This is a genomic window from Amycolatopsis sp. WGS_07, from assembly GCF_045278895.1.
Classification (GTDB): domain Bacteria; phylum Actinomycetota; class Actinomycetes; order Mycobacteriales; family Pseudonocardiaceae; genus Amycolatopsis.
This window is the reverse complement of record NZ_CP136053.1, coordinates 4,827,008-4,848,250: the sequence shown is the minus strand read 5'-3', so window position 1 is coordinate 4,848,250 and position 21,243 is coordinate 4,827,008. Positions and strand designations below refer to the sequence as shown.

General features: G+C 69.4%; 17 protein-coding genes and 1 riboswitch. Of the genes, 5 read left to right on the top strand and 12 right to left on the bottom strand.

Annotated features, from left to right (window positions below):
- Position 1: 1 nt before the first annotated feature.
- The gene (locus RPX00_RS22920; protein ID WP_406642299.1) at positions 2-856 is read right to left on the bottom strand and encodes a fumarylacetoacetate hydrolase family protein; all 855 of its coding nucleotides are present in this window, start codon (positions 854-856) and stop codon (positions 2-4) included.
- Positions 857-1,130: 274 nt separating this feature from the next.
- Here RPX00_RS22920 and RPX00_RS22915 point away from each other — a divergent pair, with 274 nt between their 5' ends.
- Positions 1,131-2,366, top strand: coding sequence for a Bcr/CflA family multidrug efflux MFS transporter (locus tag RPX00_RS22915; RefSeq protein WP_406642298.1), 1,236 nt, complete (start codon positions 1,131-1,133; stop codon positions 2,364-2,366).
- On the opposite strand, the gene RPX00_RS22910 is transcribed toward RPX00_RS22915, so the two are convergent.
- A complete protein-coding gene (locus RPX00_RS22910) occupies positions 2,320-3,564 on the bottom strand; it encodes an NAD(P)/FAD-dependent oxidoreductase (RefSeq protein ID WP_406642297.1) in 1,245 nt (414 codons plus the stop codon). The genes RPX00_RS22915 and RPX00_RS22910 overlap by 47 nt on opposite strands.
- Before the next feature lie 204 nt (positions 3,565-3,768).
- On the opposite strand from RPX00_RS22910, the gene RPX00_RS22905 reads away from it, so the two are divergent.
- Together RPX00_RS22905 and RPX00_RS22900 are read left to right on the top strand one after the other, a co-directional pair.
- Complete coding sequence (locus RPX00_RS22905) at positions 3,769-3,981, top strand: hypothetical protein (RefSeq protein ID WP_101440722.1); 213 nt, start codon at positions 3,769-3,771, stop codon at positions 3,979-3,981.
- A 64-nt stretch (positions 3,982-4,045) separates the two neighbouring features.
- Positions 4,046-6,007 carry an SDR family oxidoreductase gene (locus RPX00_RS22900; protein WP_406642295.1) on the top strand — a complete coding sequence of 654 codons (1,962 nt, stop codon included), beginning with the start codon at positions 4,046-4,048 and terminating at the stop codon, positions 6,005-6,007.
- A gap of 1 nt (position 6,008) precedes the next feature.
- On the opposite strand, the gene RPX00_RS22895 is transcribed toward RPX00_RS22900, so the two are convergent.
- Complete coding sequence (locus RPX00_RS22895) at positions 6,009-7,337, bottom strand: PLP-dependent aminotransferase family protein (RefSeq protein WP_406642294.1); 1,329 nt, start codon at positions 7,335-7,337, stop codon at positions 6,009-6,011.
- A gap of 117 nt (positions 7,338-7,454) precedes the next feature.
- On the opposite strand from RPX00_RS22895, the gene RPX00_RS22890 reads away from it, so the two are divergent.
- Complete coding sequence (locus tag RPX00_RS22890) at positions 7,455-8,264, top strand: ABC transporter ATP-binding protein (protein WP_406642292.1); 810 nt, start codon at positions 7,455-7,457, stop codon at positions 8,262-8,264.
- 1 nt (position 8,265) lies between these two features.
- Here the strand turns inward: RPX00_RS22890 and RPX00_RS22885 are convergent, their stop codons facing one another.
- A complete protein-coding gene (locus RPX00_RS22885) occupies positions 8,266-10,089 on the bottom strand; it encodes a transglycosylase domain-containing protein (RefSeq protein WP_406642290.1) in 1,824 nt (607 codons plus the stop codon).
- A gap of 52 nt (positions 10,090-10,141) precedes the next feature.
- Positions 10,142-10,864, bottom strand: a complete 723-nt coding sequence (locus RPX00_RS22880) for a FadR/GntR family transcriptional regulator (protein WP_406642289.1) — start codon at positions 10,862-10,864, stop codon at positions 10,142-10,144.
- Positions 10,865-10,936: 72 nt separating this feature from the next.
- On the opposite strand from RPX00_RS22880, the gene RPX00_RS22875 reads away from it, so the two are divergent.
- Positions 10,937-11,524 (top strand): winged helix-turn-helix domain-containing protein, encoded by a 588-nt coding sequence (locus RPX00_RS22875; RefSeq protein ID WP_406642287.1) that lies wholly within the window; start codon positions 10,937-10,939, stop codon positions 11,522-11,524.
- 484 nt (positions 11,525-12,008) lie between these two features.
- On the opposite strand, the gene RPX00_RS22870 is transcribed toward RPX00_RS22875, so the two are convergent.
- The 7 genes from RPX00_RS22870 to RPX00_RS22840 form a co-directional block, all read right to left on the bottom strand.
- Positions 12,009-13,382: an L-serine ammonia-lyase gene (locus RPX00_RS22870; protein ID WP_406642285.1), complete on the bottom strand. Its 1,374-nt coding sequence runs from the start codon at positions 13,380-13,382 to the stop codon at positions 12,009-12,011.
- Positions 13,383-13,398: 16 nt separating this feature from the next.
- The gene (lipA, locus tag RPX00_RS22865; RefSeq protein ID WP_406642284.1) at positions 13,399-14,403 is read right to left on the bottom strand and encodes a lipoyl synthase; all 1,005 of its coding nucleotides are present in this window, start codon (positions 14,401-14,403) and stop codon (positions 13,399-13,401) included.
- Complete coding sequence (glyA, locus tag RPX00_RS22860; protein ID WP_406642282.1) at positions 14,400-15,677, bottom strand: serine hydroxymethyltransferase; 1,278 nt, start codon at positions 15,675-15,677, stop codon at positions 14,400-14,402. The genes lipA and glyA overlap by 4 nt, the downstream gene beginning before the upstream one ends.
- Positions 15,677-16,054, bottom strand: a complete 378-nt coding sequence (gcvH, locus tag RPX00_RS22855; protein WP_406642280.1) for a glycine cleavage system protein GcvH — start codon at positions 16,052-16,054, stop codon at positions 15,677-15,679. Before gcvH ends, glyA begins: the two co-directional genes overlap by 1 nt.
- A gap of 14 nt (positions 16,055-16,068) precedes the next feature.
- Positions 16,069-17,142 (bottom strand): glycine cleavage system aminomethyltransferase GcvT, encoded by a 1,074-nt coding sequence (gene gcvT / locus RPX00_RS22850; protein ID WP_406643049.1) that lies wholly within the window; start codon positions 17,140-17,142, stop codon positions 16,069-16,071.
- A gap of 49 nt (positions 17,143-17,191) precedes the next feature.
- Positions 17,192-20,083 carry an aminomethyl-transferring glycine dehydrogenase gene (gcvP, locus tag RPX00_RS22845; RefSeq protein WP_406642278.1) on the bottom strand — a complete coding sequence of 964 codons (2,892 nt, stop codon included), beginning with the start codon at positions 20,081-20,083 and terminating at the stop codon, positions 17,192-17,194.
- Positions 20,067-20,168: riboswitch (glycine riboswitch) on the bottom strand. Its footprint overlaps the gene before it by 17 nt.
- A 306-nt stretch (positions 20,169-20,474) precedes the next feature.
- On the bottom strand, positions 20,475-21,242 hold the full coding sequence (locus RPX00_RS22840) for a 3-oxoacyl-ACP reductase (protein ID WP_378306039.1): 768 nt from the start codon (positions 21,240-21,242) through the stop codon (positions 20,475-20,477).
- Position 21,243: the final 1 nt, after the last annotated feature.

The following is a 21,243-nucleotide window of genomic DNA, read 5'->3' as shown; positions in this document are numbered from 1 at the left end:
GTCAGGCCTGCCCGAAGGTCTGGCGCTGCTTGCCGAGGCCGTCGATTTCCAATTCGACGACGTCGCCCGCGCGCAGGTACGGCTTCGGCTCGGGCTGTCCGAGCGCGACGCCCTCCGGGGTGCCGGTATTGATCAGATCACCGGGGCGCAGCACCATGAACTGGCTCAGGTAATGGATGATCTCCGCGACGCCGAACACCATGTCCTTTGTGGACGAATCCTGCACCTTCTCGCCGTTGACCCAGGTGCGCAGGCCGAGCGCCTGCGGGTCGGGGATTTCGTCGGCGGTCACGAGTTCGGGGCCGAGCGGGTTGAACGTTTCGCAGTTCTTTCCCTTGTCCCACTGGCCGCCGCGGTTCAGCTGGAAATCGCGCTCGGAGACGTCGTTGGACACGACGTAACCGGCGACGTGCGCCAGCGCCTCGTCCGCGCTTTCCAGGTAGCGGGCGGTTTTCCCGATGACGACGCCGAGTTCGACCTCCCAGTCGGTCGCCGTGGAACCGCGCGGGACGAGCACCTCGTCGAACGGTCCGACCATGACGTCGGGAGCCTTCATGAACAGCACCGGCTCGGTCGGCACGGCCGCGCCGGTTTCCTCGGCGTGGCGGCGGTAGTTCATGCCGATGCAGACGATCTTGCCCGGCGCGGCGATCGGCGCGCCGACCCGCAGCCCGGCCCCGTCGGCGACCGGCAGCTCCCCGGCTTCGAGCGCCCGCGCGGCCCTCGCCGGCCCGTCGCCGGCGAGGAACGCGCCGTCGATGTCCGGCGTGACCCCGGAGAGGTCGTGGAGGGTGCCGTCACCGGCACGGACGAACGGACGCTCAGCCCCCGCTGCCCCGAGACGCACAAACCGCACGGACGATCCCCTCTCTGTTCGCGATACATCCGATGTATAGCGCATCTGGCGGAGTCAGATCTAGAGGGAACCCGGATTTCCCGTGAAAATTGATCCGATCACCGGGTGGTGAGTCGCATAACGGACACTCGTCCCGGCACCGAAGCCCGGTCAGGATGATGAAGACGATGCGGTGCGAGCGGGAAGGGGACCGGAAGATGCGGCGGGACCGCGACGGCGGGCAGTGGCTGGTGCTGAGGCTAGGGCTTCGCGCGGAGGCGGGGAAGAGGGCGAAGTGAGTACCGCTGAGCGGGAAACGGGCGACGCGAGCAAGATCCGACGTCTCCTCATCCTCGGCGGGCTGTCCGCCTTCGGCCCGCTCTCCATCGACATGTACCTCCCCGCCCTCCCCCGGATGGCGGGCGATTTCCAGGCCTCCGACACCACCGTCCAGCTGACGCTCACCGCGTTCGTCGTCGGGCTGGCGGTCGGGCAGATCGTCGCCGGGCCGCTGTCGGATTCCCTCGGACGGCGGCGGCCGTTGCTGACCGGGCTGGTGCTCTACGTCGCCGGGTCCGTCGCCGCCGCGGCGAGCCCGGGAGTCGAGGTGCTGATCGCCGCGCGAAGCGTTCAGGCGCTCGGCGCGGCGGCCGGGATCGTGATCGCCCGCGCGGCCGTCCGGGACCTCTACACCGGCACCGCGGTGACGAAGTTCTTCTCGCTCCTGCTGCTCGTCAACGGTCTCGCGCCGATCCTCGCCCCGGTGATCGGCGGACAGGTGCTCACGTTCACCTCCTGGCGCGGGGTGTTCGTCATCCTCGCCGCGTTCGGCGCGGTGCTGCTCGGCGCGGTCGCGTTCGCGCTGCCGGAGCCACTGCCGGTCGAGCGTCGGCACTCCGCGCGACTCGGCGGGGTGCTTCGCACGTACGGACGGCTGCTCACCGACCGCACGTTCCTCGGCTACGCGCTCACATCAGGGCTGAACTTCGCCGCACTGTTCGCGTACATCTCGGGTTCGTCGTTCGCGCTGCAGGACGTTTACCGCCTGAGCCCGCAGGAATACAGCGTCGTCTTCGGGCTCAACGGGGTCGGCATCGTGCTCGCCGGACAGCTCAACGGATGGCTCGTCGGACGGTTCCGCGAACGGACGCTGCTGCGCGCCGGGCTGACCGTGTCCACGCTGTCCGGCCTCGCCACGCTGACCGCAGCTGTCCTGCGCCTGCCCTTGCCCGCGTTGCTGATTCCGTTGCTGCTCATGGTTTCCTGCATCGGAATCATCGGCCCGAACGCCAGTTCGCTCGCCCTCGCCGCACACGCGCGCACGGCGGGGTCGGCGTCCGCGCTGCTCGGCGTGCTGCAGTTCGCGATCGGCGGGATCGCGACGCCGCTGGTCGGGCTCGGCGGGCCGGGCACGGCGGTGCCGATGACCGCCGTGATGGCCGGGTTCGGGGTGCTCGCGCTGCTGTCGTTCGCGACGCTCACCGTCAGCCCAAGCCGGCAAGATTCCCGTTCCGCAGCTGGTCGTCGGTGACCGTGATCCGTTCGTCCACCAGCTTCTGCAGCGCGTCCCCGTCATCCCACTGGTTCACGTTCATCGCGGCCGAGACCTCGCCGTCCGGGGTCACCCAGAACGCCGTGAAGTCGTAAGCCGCGAGATCGCCGCGCACCACGACGCGGTCTCGCTCCAGGACCGGCAGGCCGCGGTACTCGCAGCCGATCGCCGGCCCGCCGCGGTCTGGGTCGTATTGGTCGGAGAAGAAGTACGGGGTGTTCAAGTACGGCTCGTTCGCACCGAAGAGGTTGGACGCCACGTGCTCGCCCTGCGTACGCGCTGTCGCCCAGTGCTCGACGCGTACGCGGCGGCCGTAGCGCGGGTGGAACTGCGAAGCGATGTCGCCGATCGCGTAGACGTCCGGTGCCGCTGTACGCAGACCAGCATCGACGTCTACGCCGCCGTCGTCTGCCAGCTCCAGGCCAGCAGCGTGCGCCAACTCAATGCGAGGAGCAGCGCCGACCGCGATCAGCACTACGTCGGCGTACAGCTCTTCGCCGCTCGACAGCCGGATGCCGGTCGCAGCTGTGTCTCCCGTGATCGCTGCGACGCCTTCGCCGAGACGCCACTGCACGCCGTGTTCTTCGTGGAGGCGGTAGAACGCACCGGCTACTTCGTCGCCGAGGACGTTCGCGAGCGGCAGCTTCTCCGGAGCGACCACTGTGACCTCAGCACCGTGCGTACGCGCGGCAGCGGCGGCTTCGGTGCCGATCCAGCCCGCGCCGACGATCAGTACTCGCTTCGCCGCCTCGAAGGCTTCGCGCAGCCGCAGTGCGTCATCGAGGGTGCGAAGTGTGTAGAGGCCCGGCAGGTCGCCGCCGGGCACCTTCAGCGTCCTCGGGCGCGAGCCGGTCGCGAGGACCAGACGGTCGTAGCGGTGTTCACCGCCAGCGTCGTCGAGCACCAGACGCGCACCCAGCTCAACCCGGGTTGCGGTGGTGCCGGAGAGCAGCCGGATGTCACGCTCGGCCCAGTAACCCTCTTCGCGCACCCAGTCCGGTTCGTCGGCATTGCCAAGCAAGACCGCCTTCGACAGCGGCGGCAGCTCGTACGGCCGGTGCGGGTCGGCTCCGATCAGCAGGACGTCGCCGTCGAAGCTCCGCTCCCGGACGGTCGCCGCCGCGGTGGCGCCGGCCAGCCCGGATCCGACGACGACGATCTTCCGAGGTTCCGACATCCGTCCTCCCGAGTGGCCGCGGCGTGCGGTGGCCGACGCTACTCCGGTATCCGGCCGGTCACATCCCGTGGAAAACCGGCCAGTAGGCAATTCGGGTGAACCGGCGTAAGACGCCTCGGAGGGCCGGGTCACACCTCCGCACGAAGGACACGGGCATTACGTGATCGGAGGGCGAGGGCCGTGACAGCGCGGGACGACAGTGCGATGCGGAACGAATGGACGGTCGGCTGCCGCGACCTGGCGGGAAGGCGCCGGGACGTGACGGTGTTCGTGAGCAGCGACGACAAGGTCGTCCTGGTCGCGCCGCCGGGAGAGGCGGCCGTGCTCGGGCCGCTGGAGGTCGGGCGGCTGCGCGCGGCCCTGCGCGACGCCGTGGTGGCGACCGCGACGTCGGCGCGGCGCACCGGAACCGACTGACAACTACCGTTCCTACTCATGAGTAGGTAGAGTCGGCACCCGCAGACCCCGAAAGGTGCCGGCCATGACCACCTACTTCGTCACGGGCGCGACGGGCTTCCTCGGGAAGCGCCTGGTCGCCCGGTTGCTCGCGCGGCGGACCACGACCGCCGTCCACGTGCTCGTCCGCAACACCTCGCGCGACCGCCTCGCCGCGCTCGCGCGGGACTGGCCGAACGCCGACCGCCTGGTCCCCGCCGTCGGCGATCTCACCGAACCGCTGCTCGGCCTCGACCCGGCCGGCTACGACGGCATCGACCACGTCGTCCACCTCGGCGCGATCTACGACTTCACCGCCGACGACGCGGCGAACCGGGCGGCGAACGTCGAGGGCACCCGGAACCTGCTCGCCTTCGCCGCGGCCGCCGGCGCGGGGCTCGTGCACCACGTTTCGTCCATCGCCGTCGCCGGAGACCATTCCGGACGCTTCACCGAGGCCGACTTCGACCTCGGCCAGTCCTTCAGCTCTCCGTACCACGCCACGAAGTTCGAGGCCGAGAAGCTGGTCCGCGAACAGTCCGACGTGCCGTTCCGCGTCTACCGGCCCTCGGCGGTCGTCGGCGATTCGCGCACCGGCGAGATGGACAAGATCGACGGCCCGTATTACTTCCTGCCCGCGATCTCGCGGCTCGCTGCGCTGCCGAAGCAGCTTCCGCTCGTCGCGCCCGATCTCGGGGCCACCAACCTCGTCCCGGTCGACTACGTCGTCGCCGCGATGGAAAACCTCATGCACCGCGAAGCGCCTTCGGGCAGCACGTATCACCTCGCTTCGCCGCGACCGCAGAAGCTGCACGAGATCTACAACGCCTTCGCGCGCGTTGCCGGAGCGCCTCGCGTACGCACGACGGTGCCGTCTGGCCTGCTTCGCAGCACTGCGTCCCGACTCGCGAACGTGGTAGACCGCCTGCCGACTGGACGTGCGACGCGCGCAGCAGTGTTGACCGAGCTGGGAATTCCGCTCGAAGTACTCCCCCACCTGAACATGGAGGTGGAGTTCGACACCGCGCGCACCACTTCGGAGCTGTACGGCAGCGGCGTCCACCTCGCCGAGCTTCGCGACTACGCCGAACCGCTGTACCGCTACTGGCGCGCGCATCTCGACCCGGACCACGCTCGCCGCCCCGGGATCAAGGGACGCGTTGTCCTGATTACCGGTGCGTCGTCTGGCATCGGCCGCGCTTCAGCGCTCGCTCTCGCGCGTCGCGGCGCGAAGGTGCTTCTCGTCGCGCGCCGCGCCGAAGAACTCGAAGACGTGCGTAGCCAGATCACCGCAGCAGGCGGCGAAGCAGCGACGTACCCATGCGACCTCACAGACGGCGACGCAGTCGACGGTCTCGTAAAGGCGGTCCTCGCCGACCACGGTGCGGTCGACGTCTTGGTCAACAACGCAGGACGCTCCATCCGACGCTCCGTGCAGCTGTCGACGGAACGGTTCCACGACTACGAACGCACCATGGCCATCAACTACTTCGGCCCCGTGCGGCTCATCCTCGGCCTGCTGCCGTCGATGACCGAACGCCGGTTCGGCCACGTCGTGAACGTGACCACGCAGGGCCTGCAGACCGACACCCCGCGGTTTTCCGCTTACCTGGCCTCAAAAGCGGCTCTCGAGGAGTTCGGCCTGACCGCCGGACGCGAAACGCTGTCCGACGGCGTCACGTTCTCGTCGGTCCGGATGCCGTTGGTGCGCACAGACATGATCGCGCCGACCGGTTCGTACCGAGGGCTGCCCGCGAGTTCCCCGGAACGCGCCGCGGCGCTGGTGGTGAAGGCGATCGAACGGCGGCCGCAGATCCTGAGCCTGCCCGAGGGCCGAGCCGCGGAGCTGGCCTCGCTGGCAACGCCAGACCTCGCGCGGTTCGCGGCGCATCTCGTGTACCGGGTGATGCCGGAATCCGCGCCAGAAGCCAGGAACCGGCCTCGGCAGCCTGCGGCGGCGGCCGTTGCGGCGACGCTCACGAGGATGTTCTGGCGGCGAAAAGCCTGAACTACTCCACCAACGTGTCGTCCGGAGACCCATTCGCCAGCGAAGCCAGCACATCCAACGCACTCGCCAACGTCTCCTCCGCCGGCGCCGACACCGCGATCCGCACCGCGTTCGGCGCGTGGCCTGGTACCACCGAGAACGCCGCCGCCGGGGACAACGCGATCCCCCGGCGGGCGGCGGCGGCCACGAAAGTCTCGGCGCGCCATTGATCCGGCAGCACCCACCATCGGTGGTAAGCCGCCGCGTCGCCGTGTACCTGGAAGCCCGCCAGCCGGTTGGCGACGATCCTCGCTCGCGCCTCGGCGTCGGTGCGTTTCGCCGCTTCGACCTCCGCCAGCACGCCACCGGTGATCCATCGCCGCGCGGCCTCCACCGAGAAGCGCGACGCCGCCCAGCCGCCGGATCGGATCGCGCTCGCCAGGCGCGCGACCCACGCCGGCGGCACGACGAGGAAACCCGCGGTGAGACCGGGTGCGACGCGTTTCGACAGGCTGTCCACGAAAACCGTCCGCTCCGGCATCAGCGCGGCCAGCGGTTCGGTGTCCGGGCGGAGGAAGGTGTAGATGCCGTCCTCGATCACCGGCAGGTCCAGCGCGCGCACGGTCGCGGTCAGTTCGGCGCGGCGGTGCGGCGGCATCGTGGTGCCGAGCGGATTGTGCAGGGTCGGCTGGACGTACAGCGCCCGCACCGGGGCGCTCGCCGCGAGCGCGGCCGGGACCAGGCCGTACGCGTCGGTCTCGATCGGCACCAGTTCGATGCCCAGCCGGGTCGCGGCGGCCTTGACCACCGGGTACGTCAGGGATTCGACGGCCAGCCGCTCGCCGGTCGGCACGAACGCGGCGAGCGCGGCCGCGATGCCCTGCCGTCCGTTGCCCGCGACCAGCACCGATTCCGGATCCGGCGCCCACGAACCGCGGGCGAGCATCGTGGCGGCCGCCTCGCGCACCGCTTTGGTGCCCGCCGCGCCGAGCGGATGCAGCGCGTCGGTGAAGACGTCCGCGCGCAGCACGGGTTCGAGCGCGCGGGCGAGCTTGGCCGATTGGTTCGGCAGCACGGCGAAGTTCAGTTCGAGGTCGACCCGCGCGTCGCCGGGTTCGGACAGCGCCGGTTCGGGACCGGGCTTCGCCGCGCGCACGAAGGTGCCCCGGCCGACCTCGCCGATCGCGAGGCCGCGGCGCACGAGTTCGCCGTATACGCGGGCGGCGGTGGAGCCCGCGATGCCGCGGTCGCGCGCGAACCTCCGCTGCGGCGGCAGCCGGTCGCCGGGGCGCAGCCGGCCGCTTTCGATGTCGGCGGCGAGTTCGTCCGCGACGACGCGGTAGTCGTCCATCCCACCCTCGCTCTGCCCGGGATTCTCCCGGACGCATCATGGCACCGGCCGGTCACGTACGGCTAATGCGACCTCCGGAACTCCCCGAACGGGGGTCACTAGGTTAGCCTTACCTGTGTGGCACTGACGAGCGAAGAGACCCGGCTGCACGCCGAGAACCTGACCCTGGCCTACGACGGCCGCACGGTAGCCGAACGGCTCGGCGTGGTCATCCCGGACAAGTCGTTCACGGTCATCGTCGGCCCCAACGCCTGCGGCAAGACGACGCTGCTGCGCGCGCTCGCCCGGATGCTGAAGCCCCGCGAAGGCTCGGTCTACCTCGACGGCGAGGTGATCTCCAGCTACGGCGCGAAGGAGGTCGCGCGCCGGCTCGGGCTGCTGCCGCAAAGCTCGATCGCGCCGGACGGCATCACCGTGGCCGATCTCGTCGCGCGCGGCCGCTACCCGCACCAGAAACTGCTGCGCCAATGGTCCCGTGACGACGCGACGGTGGTTGCCGATTCGATGCGCGCGACCGGCGTCGACGACCTCGCCGAACGGATGGTGGACGAGCTGTCCGGCGGGCAGCGGCAGCGCGTCTGGATGGCGATGGCGCTGGCCCAGCAGACCGACCTGCTGCTGCTCGACGAGCCGACGACCTACCTGGACATCGCACACCAGCTCGACATCCTCGACCTCTGCGCGACGCTCCACCGCGAACAGGGCCGCACGCTGGTCGCGGTGCTGCACGACCTCAACCACGCGGCCCGGTACGCGACGCACCTGATCGCGATGCGCGACGGGAAGGTGCTGGCCACCGGGACGCCGGAGGAGGTCGTGACGGCGGAGAACGTGGAGCGGATTTTCGAGCTGCCGTGCCGGGTGATGGAGTGCCCGGAGAGCGGAAGCCCGATGGTGATCCCCAAGGTCAGCCGCCGGGCCGCGTGAGCTAGCGGCGGGCCATGAACGACCGCCACACGTCCGCGGGCGCCGACGCGCCCGTCACCTTCTTGCCGCTCGCGTCGATCAGCCGCCGGTCGTCGTCGGAGCCGAGCCACACCGCTGTCGCCAGCTGCGGTGTGTAGCCGACCGCCCAGGCGTCCTGGTTGTCGCGCGAATTGCCGTGCTCGAACTCGCCCGTGCGCAGGGCTGCCTCGCGACCGTCGGGCAACGTCGTCCGCAACGCCGAGGTCACGTCCTGCGCCACCTTGGCCGGGACCGCGGAAACCGGCTCGTTTTCGTGCTGCCACACGACTTTCCCCGACTGATCGAGCACCTTGTCCACCAGGTGCACCGGCGCGCGCATCCCGTCGGCGGCGTACGTCGCGTACGCACCGGCCACGTCGAGCGGCCGCATCGGATACCGGCCGACGGCGATGCCCGAGCCGATCGTGGCGCCGTCCTGTTCGCGCATCGTCGGCGTGCCGTCCACTTCGTCCGGGATCCCCGCCGCACGCGCCGCCGCGCTCACCTCGTCGACCCCGACCTTTCTGGACACCGTGATGAACGGCGTGTCCGCGCCCGAGGTCAGCGCACTGCGCAAGGTGCAGGACTGCGGGCACTTCGGCGGATACTCGAACTTCTCGCCGAGGTACTGAATCTCCTTGGGAGCAGCCACTTTCTCGTCCAGCGACATCCCGTTCTTCAGCCCGGCCGCCGCGGTGAACGGGTAGAACGCCGAGCCGAGTGCGTGGCCGGTTGACGCATAATCCCGGACGCCGTTGTTGCCGCCGTCGTACGCGCGCACCGCGCCGGTCGCCGGATCAACCGCCACCAAAGCGCCGCGGAATTCCGCTGGCTCGCCCTTCAACCGGTCGCTCAGCGCGGCGTGCGCGGCGTTCTGCAGCCCCGGGTCCAGTGTGGTCTGGACGGTCAGATTCCCTTGCTGCAACCGGGAAAGCGAGAACCCGGCCGTCTCCAGCTCGGCGAGCACTCGCTGTTTGAGGTGGTACTGGTCGTAGTTCAGGCTCACCCGGGTCTCCGCGGGCGGCTTGATCTCCGCACCCGGGTAGGCCATGCCGTCGGTGTTCTTCAGATAGCCGCGCTCGACCAGCTTGTCGCGCACATACCGCCAGCGTTTCGCCGCGTGCTCGTCGCCGGACACCGCCGGGTCGTGCACCGACGGCGACTGGATCATCCCGGCCAGGAAGGCGGCCTCGCTCCAGGTGATGCTGTCGTCGAGCGGGCGGCCGAAGAACGCGTTCATCGCCGCCGCCGGGCCGAAAGTGTTGCGGCCGAAGGAGATGATGTTGACGTAGCTTTCGAAGATCTGTTCCTTGCTCTGCTGCTGGGTGATCTTCGTGGCGAGCACGAGTTCCTGCAGCTTGCGGGCGAGCGTCGAATCCTCGTCGCCGGTCGACTTCTTGATGTACTGCTGAGTGATCCCGGACCCGCCGCCGACGCCGGTCAGGAACGCACGGCCGATCCCGGTCGGGTCGAAGCCGGAGTTGGCCCAGAAGGTCGGGTCCTCGGTGGCGACGATGGCGTCGCGCAGCTTCTGCGGCACCTGGGCGAAGGGCACGAACCGCCGGTCGCCGCCCGGGGGCACGATGCGCAGCAGTTCGCTGCCGTCGGCCGCCTTCAGCGTGACTGTCTTGCCGAGCGAGGCGAGCACGTCCTGCGGACTGCGAACGTCCAGCAGCAGGTAGGCGATCCAGAACGCGATCAGCGGCACGCCGACGGCGAACCCGGTCAGGTAGTAAGCACCTCTGCGGATACGGCGCCACTTGCGACGGGCACCGACGGATTGGTCACTCTCCGGGGCTGGCTCCACGATTGGAGGACGACTGAACCGGTGGCAAGGTTCTGTCGACCCGGTGAATTGATCACGAGAGGAACGCGCGCAGCAGCGACGCGGTGCCCTCGATGTGCTCGGCCATCGCCTGCCGCGCGGCCGCCGGATCGCCGGCCAGTATCGCGTCGACGATCGCCTCGTGCTGTGCGTTCGAATGCTCCAGATTGGGTTCGAGCAGCGGAATCCGGTCGAGCAGCTGGTTGACCCTGGTCCGCGCGTCGGCGACCGTGCTGGTCAGCGACGCGGACGCGGTGACCTCGGCGATCGCCAGGTGCAGCCGGGAATCCTTGCGCCGGTAGTCCGCGAGCCCCGCCGCCGACGCCTCGGCGAGCGTTCCGGTGAGATGCTGCCGGTCCGCCGGGCTCAACGTCCGCGCCGCGGCCGCCTCGGCCGCCCCGGTCTCCAGCACGTGCCGCAGGCACAGCGCGTCCTCGAGCCCCGCCGCGTCCACCTCGCCGACCGCCCGCTCGGCCGGGTCCGGCAGCTTCTCGTTCACGAACGTCCCGCCGTACCGCCCGCGCCGCGACTCGACATACCCCGCGTCCGCCAGCGCGCGAATGGCCTCCCGCAACGTCACCCGGCTCACCCCGAGCCGCTCGGCCAGCTCCCGCTCCGACGGCAGCCGGTCCCCCGCGCCGACGACCCCGAGCCGGATCGCCTGCAACAGCCGCTCGACGGTCTCCTCGAAGGCGTTCCCGGCCCGCACCGGCCGGAACAGGGCCGCGTTCGCGCTCACCACCGAGGTCGATTCCACCTGTCCGAGTCTATGCTGCCCTGATTGCAGAGAACTCTTTGCAAAGCTTTCTCTGCGGTCTAGAGTCGGGACATGTCTTCCGAACGCCACACCCGCCAGCTCGACGCACAGACCCTGCGCGCGCTGGCACATCCGCTGCGCATGGAACTGCTGGACCTGCTGACCATCGACGGCCCCGCCACCGCGACCGGTTTGGCCAAGCGCGTCGGCGAAAGCTCCGGCACGACGTCGTGGCACCTGCGGCAACTCGCCGGCACCGGCCTGGTCGTGGAAGACCCCGGCCGCGGCTCGAAACGCGAACGCTGGTGGCGCGCCGCCCAGGACTCGACGCGCATGAGCGCCGCGGATTTCGTGCACGACCCGCACATGGCCGGTCCGCTGATGACCTTCCTGCACCAGCTCGTCGACCGCCGCTACCGCGAACAAGCCCAGTTCGTCGCCGAACTGCCCCGCTGGTCGGACAACTGGCGCGACAGTTCCACCCTCAGCAGCACCCAGCTGTCGCTCACCGCGGACGAAGCCCGCCGGATGATCCAGGAAATCGAAGCGGTGATCGACCAGTACCGCCGCCCCGCCGCCCCCGGCGACGAAGCAGTGATCGCGCACTGGGCGGCGTTCCCGCGCTCGACTGCCGCCCCCGAAGACGAGGGAACCTCCTGATGGACCCATTCCTGACCGCACAAGCCGCCGCCAGACACGACGAGTTGCGGGCCGCCGCCGTCCGCCGCCCACGCCCCGCCCGCACCGCCACTGCCCGACAGCGCGTCGGATGGTGGCTCATGGAACTGGGTTTGCGCCTAGCGACCCCGAAACACCGTGAACGACCCGCCGCGTTCCGTGAGGGCCACCTTCACGGACTCTGATTCCCCCAGGGTTCCCCTCACGACCCTCAGCGCCCCGCAGCCACCCCGACGGCCCGTGAAGGACCCCTTCACGTACTTAGATTCCCTCAAGGAGCCCTTCACGACCCGCCACCCCGCCACCGATGCACCCAACCCATCGAGGCACCCACCCCTCCCCCAACCCCGATACGAAGCCAAAAACACGGCGCGGGGGTGCTTGTCAAGGCATCTTTCCCGCCTTGACAAGCACCCCCGCGCCGTAGTCACACTGAAACTTCGGGGTGCCCCACGCAACAAAAAAATCAACACTCAATAACGTTGACAGCCAACCCGCCCCGAGCAGTCTCTTTGTACTTAACAGACATATCCGCACCAGTCTCGCGCATAGTCTTAATCGCCTTGTCCAACGTCACCACATGACTGCCATCCCCGCGCAAAGCCATCCGCGCGGCATGAATAGCCTTGGACGCCCCCACCGCATTCCGCTCAATACAAGGAATCTGCACCAACCCACCAACCGGGTCACAGGTCAACCCGAGATGATGCTCCACCCCGATCTCAGCAGCATTCTCCACCTGAGCAGGCGACCCGCCCAGCACCTCAGTCAACCCAGCAGCCGCCATCGCCGAAGCAGACCCGACCTCCCCCTGGCACCCAACCTCAGCCCCAGAAATCGACCCAGTCTGCTTAAGAATAGACCCAATAGCACCAGCAGTAAGCAGAAACGTCACAATCCCATCATCAGACGCCCCGCGCACAAACCGCTGATAATAATGCAACACCGCCGGAATAATCCCCGCCGCCCCATTAGTAGGAGCAGTAACAACGCGGCCGCCAGCAGCGTTCTCCTCATTCACCGCCAAAGCGAACAGACTGACCCAGTCCATCGCATACAACGGATCGTCAGCGCCGTCTTCAGCAAGCAATTTGTCATGCAACGACTTAGCCCGCCGAGGCACCTTCAACCCGCCAGGCAAGACACCCTCATGCGTATACCCGTTCCGCACGCATTCGGCCATCACCTGCCAGATCTCCAGCAGCCCTTCCCGAACCTCCTCGCGACTGCGCCAGGAAAGCTCGTTCTGCAGCATGATCTCGCTGACCGGCAGCCCAGTATCCGCACAATGCTTCAGCAAATCCGCACCAGTGCGGAACGGATAAGGCACCGGCGTGGAATCCTCGACAAACACCGTGTCGGTCTCGTACGACTCATCCCGCACGAACCCGCCGCCGACCGAGTAGTACGTCCGTTCCCGCACCAGCGAACCGTCCGCGGCGAACGCCCGGAACACCATCCCGTTCGGATGCGCGGGCAGCGACTTCCGCCGGTGCATCGTCAGGTCGGTGTCCTCGGCGAAGGCCACCGGATGGATCCCGCCGACGGACAGCCGCCCGGACTCCCGGATCTCCGCGACCTTGGCGGGCACCATGTCGGTGTCGATCGCCTCCGGTCGCTCGCCGGAAAGCCCGAGCAGCACCGCTTTGTCGCTGCCGTGGCCGAATCCGGTCGCGCCGAGCGAGCCGAACAACTCGGCTTGCACCCGCGCGACAGTCTCCAGCACGCCGTCCTCGACCAGACCGTCCACAAAGGTCTTGGCCGCCCGCATCGGGCCGACCGTGTGCGAACTCGACGGCCCGATGCCGATCGAAAACAGGTCGAAGACGCTGATCGCCATTGATCCGCCCCTTCTCTTAGTTCCTCGCCAGCACGCTGCTGGCTTCTTGCGCCGCCGGTCCTTCGGCGGTCAGGTGGGCCAGGTTCTCCGGCAGTTCCTCGCCCCGGTGGGCCTTGGTCTGCGCGTACAACCGGCCCGCGCGATACGACGATCGCACCAGCGGTCCCGCCATCACGCCCGGGAACCCGATTGCCTCGGCGGTCTTCGCGTGCTCCACGAACTCCTCCGGCTTGACCCACCGGTCGACCGGATGGTGCCGCGGCGAAGGCCGCAGGTACTGGGTGATCGTGATGATCTCGCAGCCGGCGTCGAACAGGTCCCGCAACGCGGCCGTCACCTCGTCCGGAGTCTCCCCCATCCCGAGGATCAGGTTCGACTTCGTCACCAAACCCGCCGCGCGGGCCTGGGTGATCACGTCCAGCGAGCGGGCGTAGCGGAAGCCGGGGCGGATGCGCTTGAAGATCCGCGGCACCGTCTCCACGTTGTGCGCCAACACTTCCGGACGCGACCCGAACACCTCGGCCAGCTGCTCCGGCTCCGCATTGAAGTCCGGGATCAGCAGCTCGACCCCGGTGCCGGGGTTCAGTGAGTGGATCTGACGCACCGTCTCCGCGTACAGCCACGCACCGCCGTCAGCCAGGTCATCCCGGGCGACACCGGTGATCGTCGAGTACCGCAAGCCCATGGCCTGCACCGACTCCGCGACCTTCCGCGGCTCCGTGCGGTCCAGCGCGGCGGGCTTCCCGGTGTCGATCTGACAGAAATCGCACCGCCGCGTGCACTGGTCGCCGCCGATCAGGAACGTGGCTTCCCGGTCCTCCCAGCATTCGTAGATGTTGGGACAACCCGCCTCTTCGCACACCGTGTGCAGACCCTCCCGGCGCACCAAGCCCTTCAGCTCAGTGAACTCCGGACCCATCCGCACCCGCGTCTTGATCCACGACGGCTTCTTCTCGATCGGCGTCTCGCTGTTGCGCACCTCAAGCCGCAACAGCTTCCGACCCTCGGGCTGCGCGCTCATCGGCTGAGGTCCGCGTACAGCGGGTGCTTCTTGGCCAGCAGTTCCACGCGAGCCCGCAGCGCCTGCTGGGCGGCCGCGTCGAAGTCCGGTTTGAGCGTCTCGGCGATGATGTCGGCGACCTCGGCGAAGTCCTCGGCTCCGAAACCGCGGGTGGCCAGCGCCGGGGTGCCGATCCGCAGGCCGGAGGTGACCATCGGCGGGCGCGGGTCGAACGGGACGGCGTTGCGGTTGACGGTGATCCCGACCTCGTGCAGCCGGTCCTCCGCCTCCTGGCCGTTGAGCTGGGAGTTCACCAGGTCGACGAGCACCAGGTGCACGTCGGTGCCGCCGGTGAGGACGCGGACGCCCGCCTCGGCGCAGTCGGTGCGCGACAGCCGGTCGGCGAGGATCTTCGAGCCTTCCAAGGTGCGCTCCTGGCGCTCGCGGAACTCGTCGCTCGCGGCGATCTTCAGCGCCACGGCCTTGGCCGCGATCACGTGCTCCAGCGGGCCGCCCTGCTGGCCGGGGAACACCGCCGAGTTGATCTTCTTCGCCAGTTCCTGGCGGCACAGGATCAGGCCGCCGCGCGGGCCGCCGAGGGTCTTGTGCGTGGTGGTGGTGACGATGTCGGCGTGCGGCACCGGCGACGGGTGCAGCCCGGCGGCCACGAGGCCGGCGAAGTGCGCCATGTCGACCATCAGCTTGGCGTCGACCAGGTCGGCGATCCGGCGGAACTCGGCGAAGTCGAGCTGGCGCGGGTAGGCCGACCAGCCGGCGACGATCAGCTTCGGCTTGTGCTCGACCGCGAGCCGCTCGATCTCGGCGACGTCGACGATCCCGGTCTCCTTGTCGACGTGGTAGGCGACCACGTTGTACAGCTTGCCGGAGAAGTTGATCTTCATCCCGTGCGTGAGGTGGCCGCCGTGCGCGAGGTCGAGGCCGAGGATGGTGTCGCCCGGCTTCAGCACCGCGAACATCGCCGCCGCGTTGGCCTGCGCGCCCGAGTGCGGCTGGACGTTCGCGTGCTCCGCGCCGAACAGCGCCTTGGCCCGGTCGATCGCGAGCTGCTCGACGACGTCGACGTGCTCGCAGCCGCCGTAGTAGCGGCGGCCCGGGTAGCCCTCGGCGTACTTGTTGGTCAGCACCGAGCCCTGCGCCTCGAGCACGCCGACCGGCGCGAAGTTCTCCGAGGCGATCATCTCCAGCGTCGACTGCTGGCGGTCCAGCTCCGCGGCCACCGCGGCGGCGACCTCGGGGTCCACTTCGGACAGGCGGGCGTCGAACGTGGCGGTCATCAGTTCTCCTGGGTCAGCTCGGCGTACGCGGACGCGTCGAGCAGCTCCGGGACGTCGCCCGTGAGCCGCACCTGCAGCAGCCATCCTTCGGTGTAGGGATCGGAGTTGATGACCTCGGGGGTGTCCGATGTGGTCTCGTTCACCGCCACCACCTCGCCGCTGACCGGCGAGTACAGCTCGCTGACCGATTTCGTCGACTCGACCTCGCCGAACACCTCGCCCGCGGTGACGGTGTCGCCGACGCCCGGCAGCTGCACGAACACGATGTCGCCGAGCGAGCCGGCCGCGAACGCGGTGATGCCCACCGTCGCGACGCCGTCGGAGACCGACAGCCACTCGTGTTCCTTGGTGTAGGACAGGTTCTGGGGGATGCTCATCGTTCGGGGGCCTCTCAGGCTCGGGAGTAGAAGGGCAGGGCGACGACCTCGACCGGCTCGACGCGGCCCCGGATGTCGACGGACAGCGCGGTGCCGGGCTCGGCGTGCTCCCGGTCTACATACGCCATGGCGATCGGGTAGCCCAGCGTCGGCGACAGCGCGCCGCTGGTGATCTCCCCGATAGTGGCATCCCCGGACAGCACGGCGTACCCGTGCCGCGGGGCGCGGCGGCCAGTGCCGCGCAGGCCGACCCGCACGCGCGGGACGTCGGCCTTCTTCAGCTCCTCCAGGGCCGCGCGGCCCACGAAGTCGCCCGGCTTCTCGAACTTGACGACCCGGCCGAGCCCGGCCGCGAACGGGTTCAGCTCGCGGGTGAGTTCGTTGCCGTACAACGGCATTCCGGCTTCCAGGCGCAGCGTGTCGCGGCACGCGAGTCCACACGGGACCAGACCGTGCTCCTGGCCGGCCTCGGTCAGCAGCTGCCACAACGCCGGAGCCTGCGCCGCGGGAACGAACAGCTCGAAGCCGTCCTCGCCGGTGTAACCGGTGCGGGCAAGCAAGACCTCGATGCCCTTCACGACGGCGGGCACGCTCGCGTAGTACTTGAGCGAAGCGAGGTCGGCGTCGGTCACCGCGGCGAGCACGTCGACCGCCTTCGGGCCCTGCACCGCGATCAGCGCGGTGTCCGCCGACCGGTTCTCGACCACCGCGTCGAATCCGGCGACGCGCTCGGCCAGTGCGTCCGCGACCACGGTGGCGTTGCCCGCGTTGGCGACGACCAGGTACTCCTCGTCGGCGAGCCGGTAGACGACCAGGTCGTCCAGCACGCCGCCGTCGGCGTCGCAGATCATCGTGTAGCGGGCGCGGCCCGGCTTCACGCCGGTCAGGTTGCCGACCAGCGCGTAGTCGAGCACGTCGGCCGCCTGCGGGCCGCGGACGTGGATCTCGGCCATGTGCGACAGGTCGAACAGCCCGGCCGCCTCGCGCACGGCCTTGTGCTCGGCCAGTTCGCTGGCGTAGCGCACCGGCATCGACCAGCCGGCGAAATCGGTGAACAGCGCACCGAGATCCTGGTGGACCTGGTGCAGGGGGTTTCCGTCACGGGAAGCCTTTCGTTGTCGCGAGCGGAGGACACGCTCACGCGTCGTACGCGTCGAGGGGCGGGCAGGAGCAGACGAGGTTGCGGTCGCCGCGCGCCCCGTCGATCCGCCGCACCGGCGGCCAGTACTTCGTCTTGCGCGCCACGCCGGACGGGTACACCGCCAGCTCGCGGTCGTAGTCCGCGGTCCACTCGCCAGCGATCGACGACGCGGTGTGCGGCGCGCCGCGCAGCGGGCTGGTCTCGGCGGTCCAGCGGCCGGCCGCAACCTCGTCGATCTCGCGGCGGATAGCGATCATCGCCTCGCAGAACCGGTCGATCTCGGCGAGGTCCTCGCTCTCGGTCGGCTCGACCATGAGCGTGCCCGCGACCGGGAACGACATGGTCGGCGCGTGGAAGCCGTAGTCGATGAGCCGCTTCGCGACGTCGTCCACGGTCACGCCGGTGTCCTTGGTGATGCCGCGCAGGTCGAGGATGCACTCGTGCGCGACCAGGCCGTCCTGCCCGGTGTAAAGCACCGGATAGTGCGGCGCGAGCCGGGCGGCGATGTAGTTGGCCGCGAGCACCGCGACCTTGGTGGCCTCGGTGAGCCCGGGCGCGCCCATCATCCGGACGTAGGCCCAGGAGATCGGCAGGATCGACGCCGAACCGTACGGCGCGCCGCTGATCGGGCCGACGCCGGTGTCCGGTCCGGCCTGCGCCAGCAGCGGGTGGTTCGGCAGGTACGGCGCGAGGTGCTCGCGCGCCGCGACCGGGCCGACGCCGGGGCCGCCGCCGCCGTGCGGGATGCAGAACGTCTTGTGCAGGTTCAGGTGCGAGACGTCGCCGCCGAACTCGCCCGGCTTCGCCAGGCCGAGCAGGGCGTTGAGGTTCGCGCCGTCGACGTACACCTGGCCGCCGCCGTCGTGCACGATCTTGGCGAGCCGCTCGATGCCGTGCTCGTAGACGCCGTGCGTGGACGGGTAGGTGACCATGATCGCGGCGAGGTCCGCGCTGTGCTGGTCCACTTTGGACTGCAGGTCTTCGAGGTCGACGTTGCCCTCGTTCGTGCACTTGACCACGACCACGCGCATCCCGGCGAGCACCGCGGACGCGGCGTTGGTGCCGTGCGCGGACGACGGGATCAGGCAGACGTCGCGTTCGGGCTGGCCGTTGGCCTGGTGGTAGGCGCGGATGGCCAGCAGCCCGGCGAGTTCGCCCTGGCTGCCCGCGTTCGGCTGCAGCGACACCTGGTCGTAGCCGGTGACCTCGGCCAGCCAGCCGGACAGCTGGCGGACCAGCTCGTGGTAGCCCTCGGCGTCCTCGGCCGGCGCGAACGGATGGATGCCCGCGAACTCGCGCCAGCTGATCGGCTCCATTTCGGTGGTGGCGTTGAGCTTCATCGTGCACGAGCCGAGCGGGATCATCCCGCGGTCGAGCGCGAAGTCCTGGTCGGCGAGACGGCGCAGGTAACGCAGCATCGACGTCTCGGACCGGTGCGTGCTGAACACCTCGTGCGTCAGGTAGCCGCTCTCGCGGGCGAGACCGTTCGGGAGCGCCTGCGCGGCTTCCCACGCACCGTCGACACCGAAGGCGCGAAGCACCTTCGCGAGCGTGTCGGGACGCGTGACCTCGTCGCAGGCGATGCGGACGTGGTCGGCGTCGATGTGACCGAGGTTGATCCCGGCCTCGCGCGCAGCCGCGTGCACCTCAGCCGCCCGGCCAGGCACCTTCGCGACGACAGTGTCGAAGAAGGCCTCGTGCGCGACCTCGACGCCACCGGCACGCAGCGCGTTCGCGAGACCTGCGGCGAGTTCGTGAACCCGCGTCGCGATCGCCTTCAGGCCCTCGGGGCCGTGGTAGACCGCGTACATCGCCGCGAGCACCGCGGGCAGCACCTGCGCGGTACAGATGTTGGAAGTCGCCTTCTCGCGACGGATGTGCTGCTCGCGCGTCTGCAGCGCGAGGCGGTACGCAGTGTTCCCGTCCGCGTCCACGGACACGCCGACGAGACGCCCAGGCAGCGACCGCTCCAGACCAGCACGCACCGCCATGTACCCGGCGTGCGGACCGCCGTAGCCCAGCGGCACGCCGAAGCGCTGCGTAGAACCGACAGCGACGTCCGCGCCGAACTCGCCGGGCGCGGCGATCAAGGTGAGCGCGAGAAGGTCGGCAGCGACCGTGTACAGCGCCCCCGCAGCCTTCGCCGCTTCGGAAACCGCGTGGTAGAAACCGCGGCCGCGCAGCACGCCGGACGCGCCGGGGTACTGCACGATGACGCCGAAGAACTCCTCGGGCAGCCCGGTCAGCAGGTCGCGCACCTGCACGTCGATGCCGAGACCGGCAGCGCGCGTCCGCACGACCTCGATGGTCTGCGGAAGGCATTCGGCGTCGAGAACGACCACATTGGACTTCGACTTCGACGCGCGGCGCATCAACGTCATCGCCTCGGCGGCCGCGGTGGACTCGTCAAGCATCGAGGCGTTGGCGATCGCCAGCCCGGTCAGGTCGGACACCGCGGTCTGGAAGTTCAGCAGCGCTTCGAGGCGGCCCTGCGAGATCTCCGGCTGGTACGGCGTGTACGCGGTGTACCAGGCCGGGTTCTCCAGCACGTTGCGGCGGATCACGCCCGGCGTGACGGTGTCGGAGTAGCCGAGGCCGATCATCTGCGTCATCGGCCGGTTGCGCGCGGCGAGCGCACGCAGCTCGGCGGTGGCCTCTTCCTCGGACGCGGGCGCGGGAAGCGCCAGGTCGCCGGCCGTGCGGATGGCGGAGGGAACCGCCGCTTCCACGAGGGCGTCCAGGCTTCCGTAACCGCATTCGGCGAGCATCTTCGCCCGCTCGGCCTCGCCGGGACCGATGTGGCGGGTGTCGAAGGGGGTGGAGGTGATGGGAGCTCCTCGGGACGGGCACCGGGCGCGGCGGTGCACTGGGAACTCCCCCTCTGTCATGGGCACCTGAGAGTTTCACCGCGCGCTCGGCACGGCTTTCACCTTGGGTGAGGCGCGGGTGCGCCTGCTTTCCAGAGTGGCCTCGCCGAAAGCGGTAGCGGTTACCTGAGAGATTCCGGGGAGTTTGCTCCTTCGGTGTCCCACTGCTGACATGGGACTCTCCCGCTCCGGCTCGAACGGCCCTGTGTTCAATTGTGGTTGCGGCCACCCTACCTGCCGCTTCACGCGCCAGTCTACTGCACCAGGCTGTGACATGGCCTCGGCTCCGCCGAGGCGGCGAGATCGCCGGGAAGCCGATTTCTTCCTCCCGATTCCGCCGGCCCGGGGGCCGTCGAAATCGCTCAGTCCAGAAACCGGCGCGATCTCGCGCGCCGATTTCCGTCACGGACAGTCACAGGGGCGTTACGTAGGCACCCGAGATGCCGCCGTCGACGAGGAACTGCGCAGCGGTGATGAAGCTGGCGTCGTCGCTCGCCAGGAAGGCCACCGCGGCGGCGATCTCCTCCGGCTCGGCGAACCGGCCGACCGGGACGTGCACCAAACGACGGGCCGCGCGCTCCGGGTCCTTCGCGAAGAGTTCCTTCAGCAGCGGCGTGTTGACCGGGCCCGGGCAGAGCGCGTTGACCCGGATGTTCTCGCGCGCGAACTGCACGCCCAGCTCGCGCGTCATCGCGAGCACGCCGCCTTTCGAGGCGGTGTAAGAAATCTGCGACGTCGCGGCTCCCATCACGGCCACGAACGACGCGGTGTTCACGATCGAACCGCGGCCCTGGCGCTGCATGTGCGGCAACACGGCCTTGCAGCACAGGTACACCGAGGTCAGGTTGACCCGCTGCACCTTCTCCCACGCTTCGATGCCGGTGGTGAGGATCGAATCGTCCTCGGGCGGCGAGATGCCCGCGTTGTTGAAGGCGACGTCGACCGCGCCGAACTCGTCGACGGTCGTCTGGAAAAGCGCCTCGACCTGGTCCGCGTCGGTGACGTCGGCCTGCACGAAGGCCCCGCCCACCGCGTCGGCGGCCGCCTTGCCCTCCTCCGGCGCGACGTCGCCGATCACCACCTTCGCACCCTCGCTCGCCAGGCGCTTGGCCGTGGCGAGGCCGATGCCGCTCGCGCCGCCGGTGATCACCGCGACGCGGCCGTCAAAACGCTGCACCATC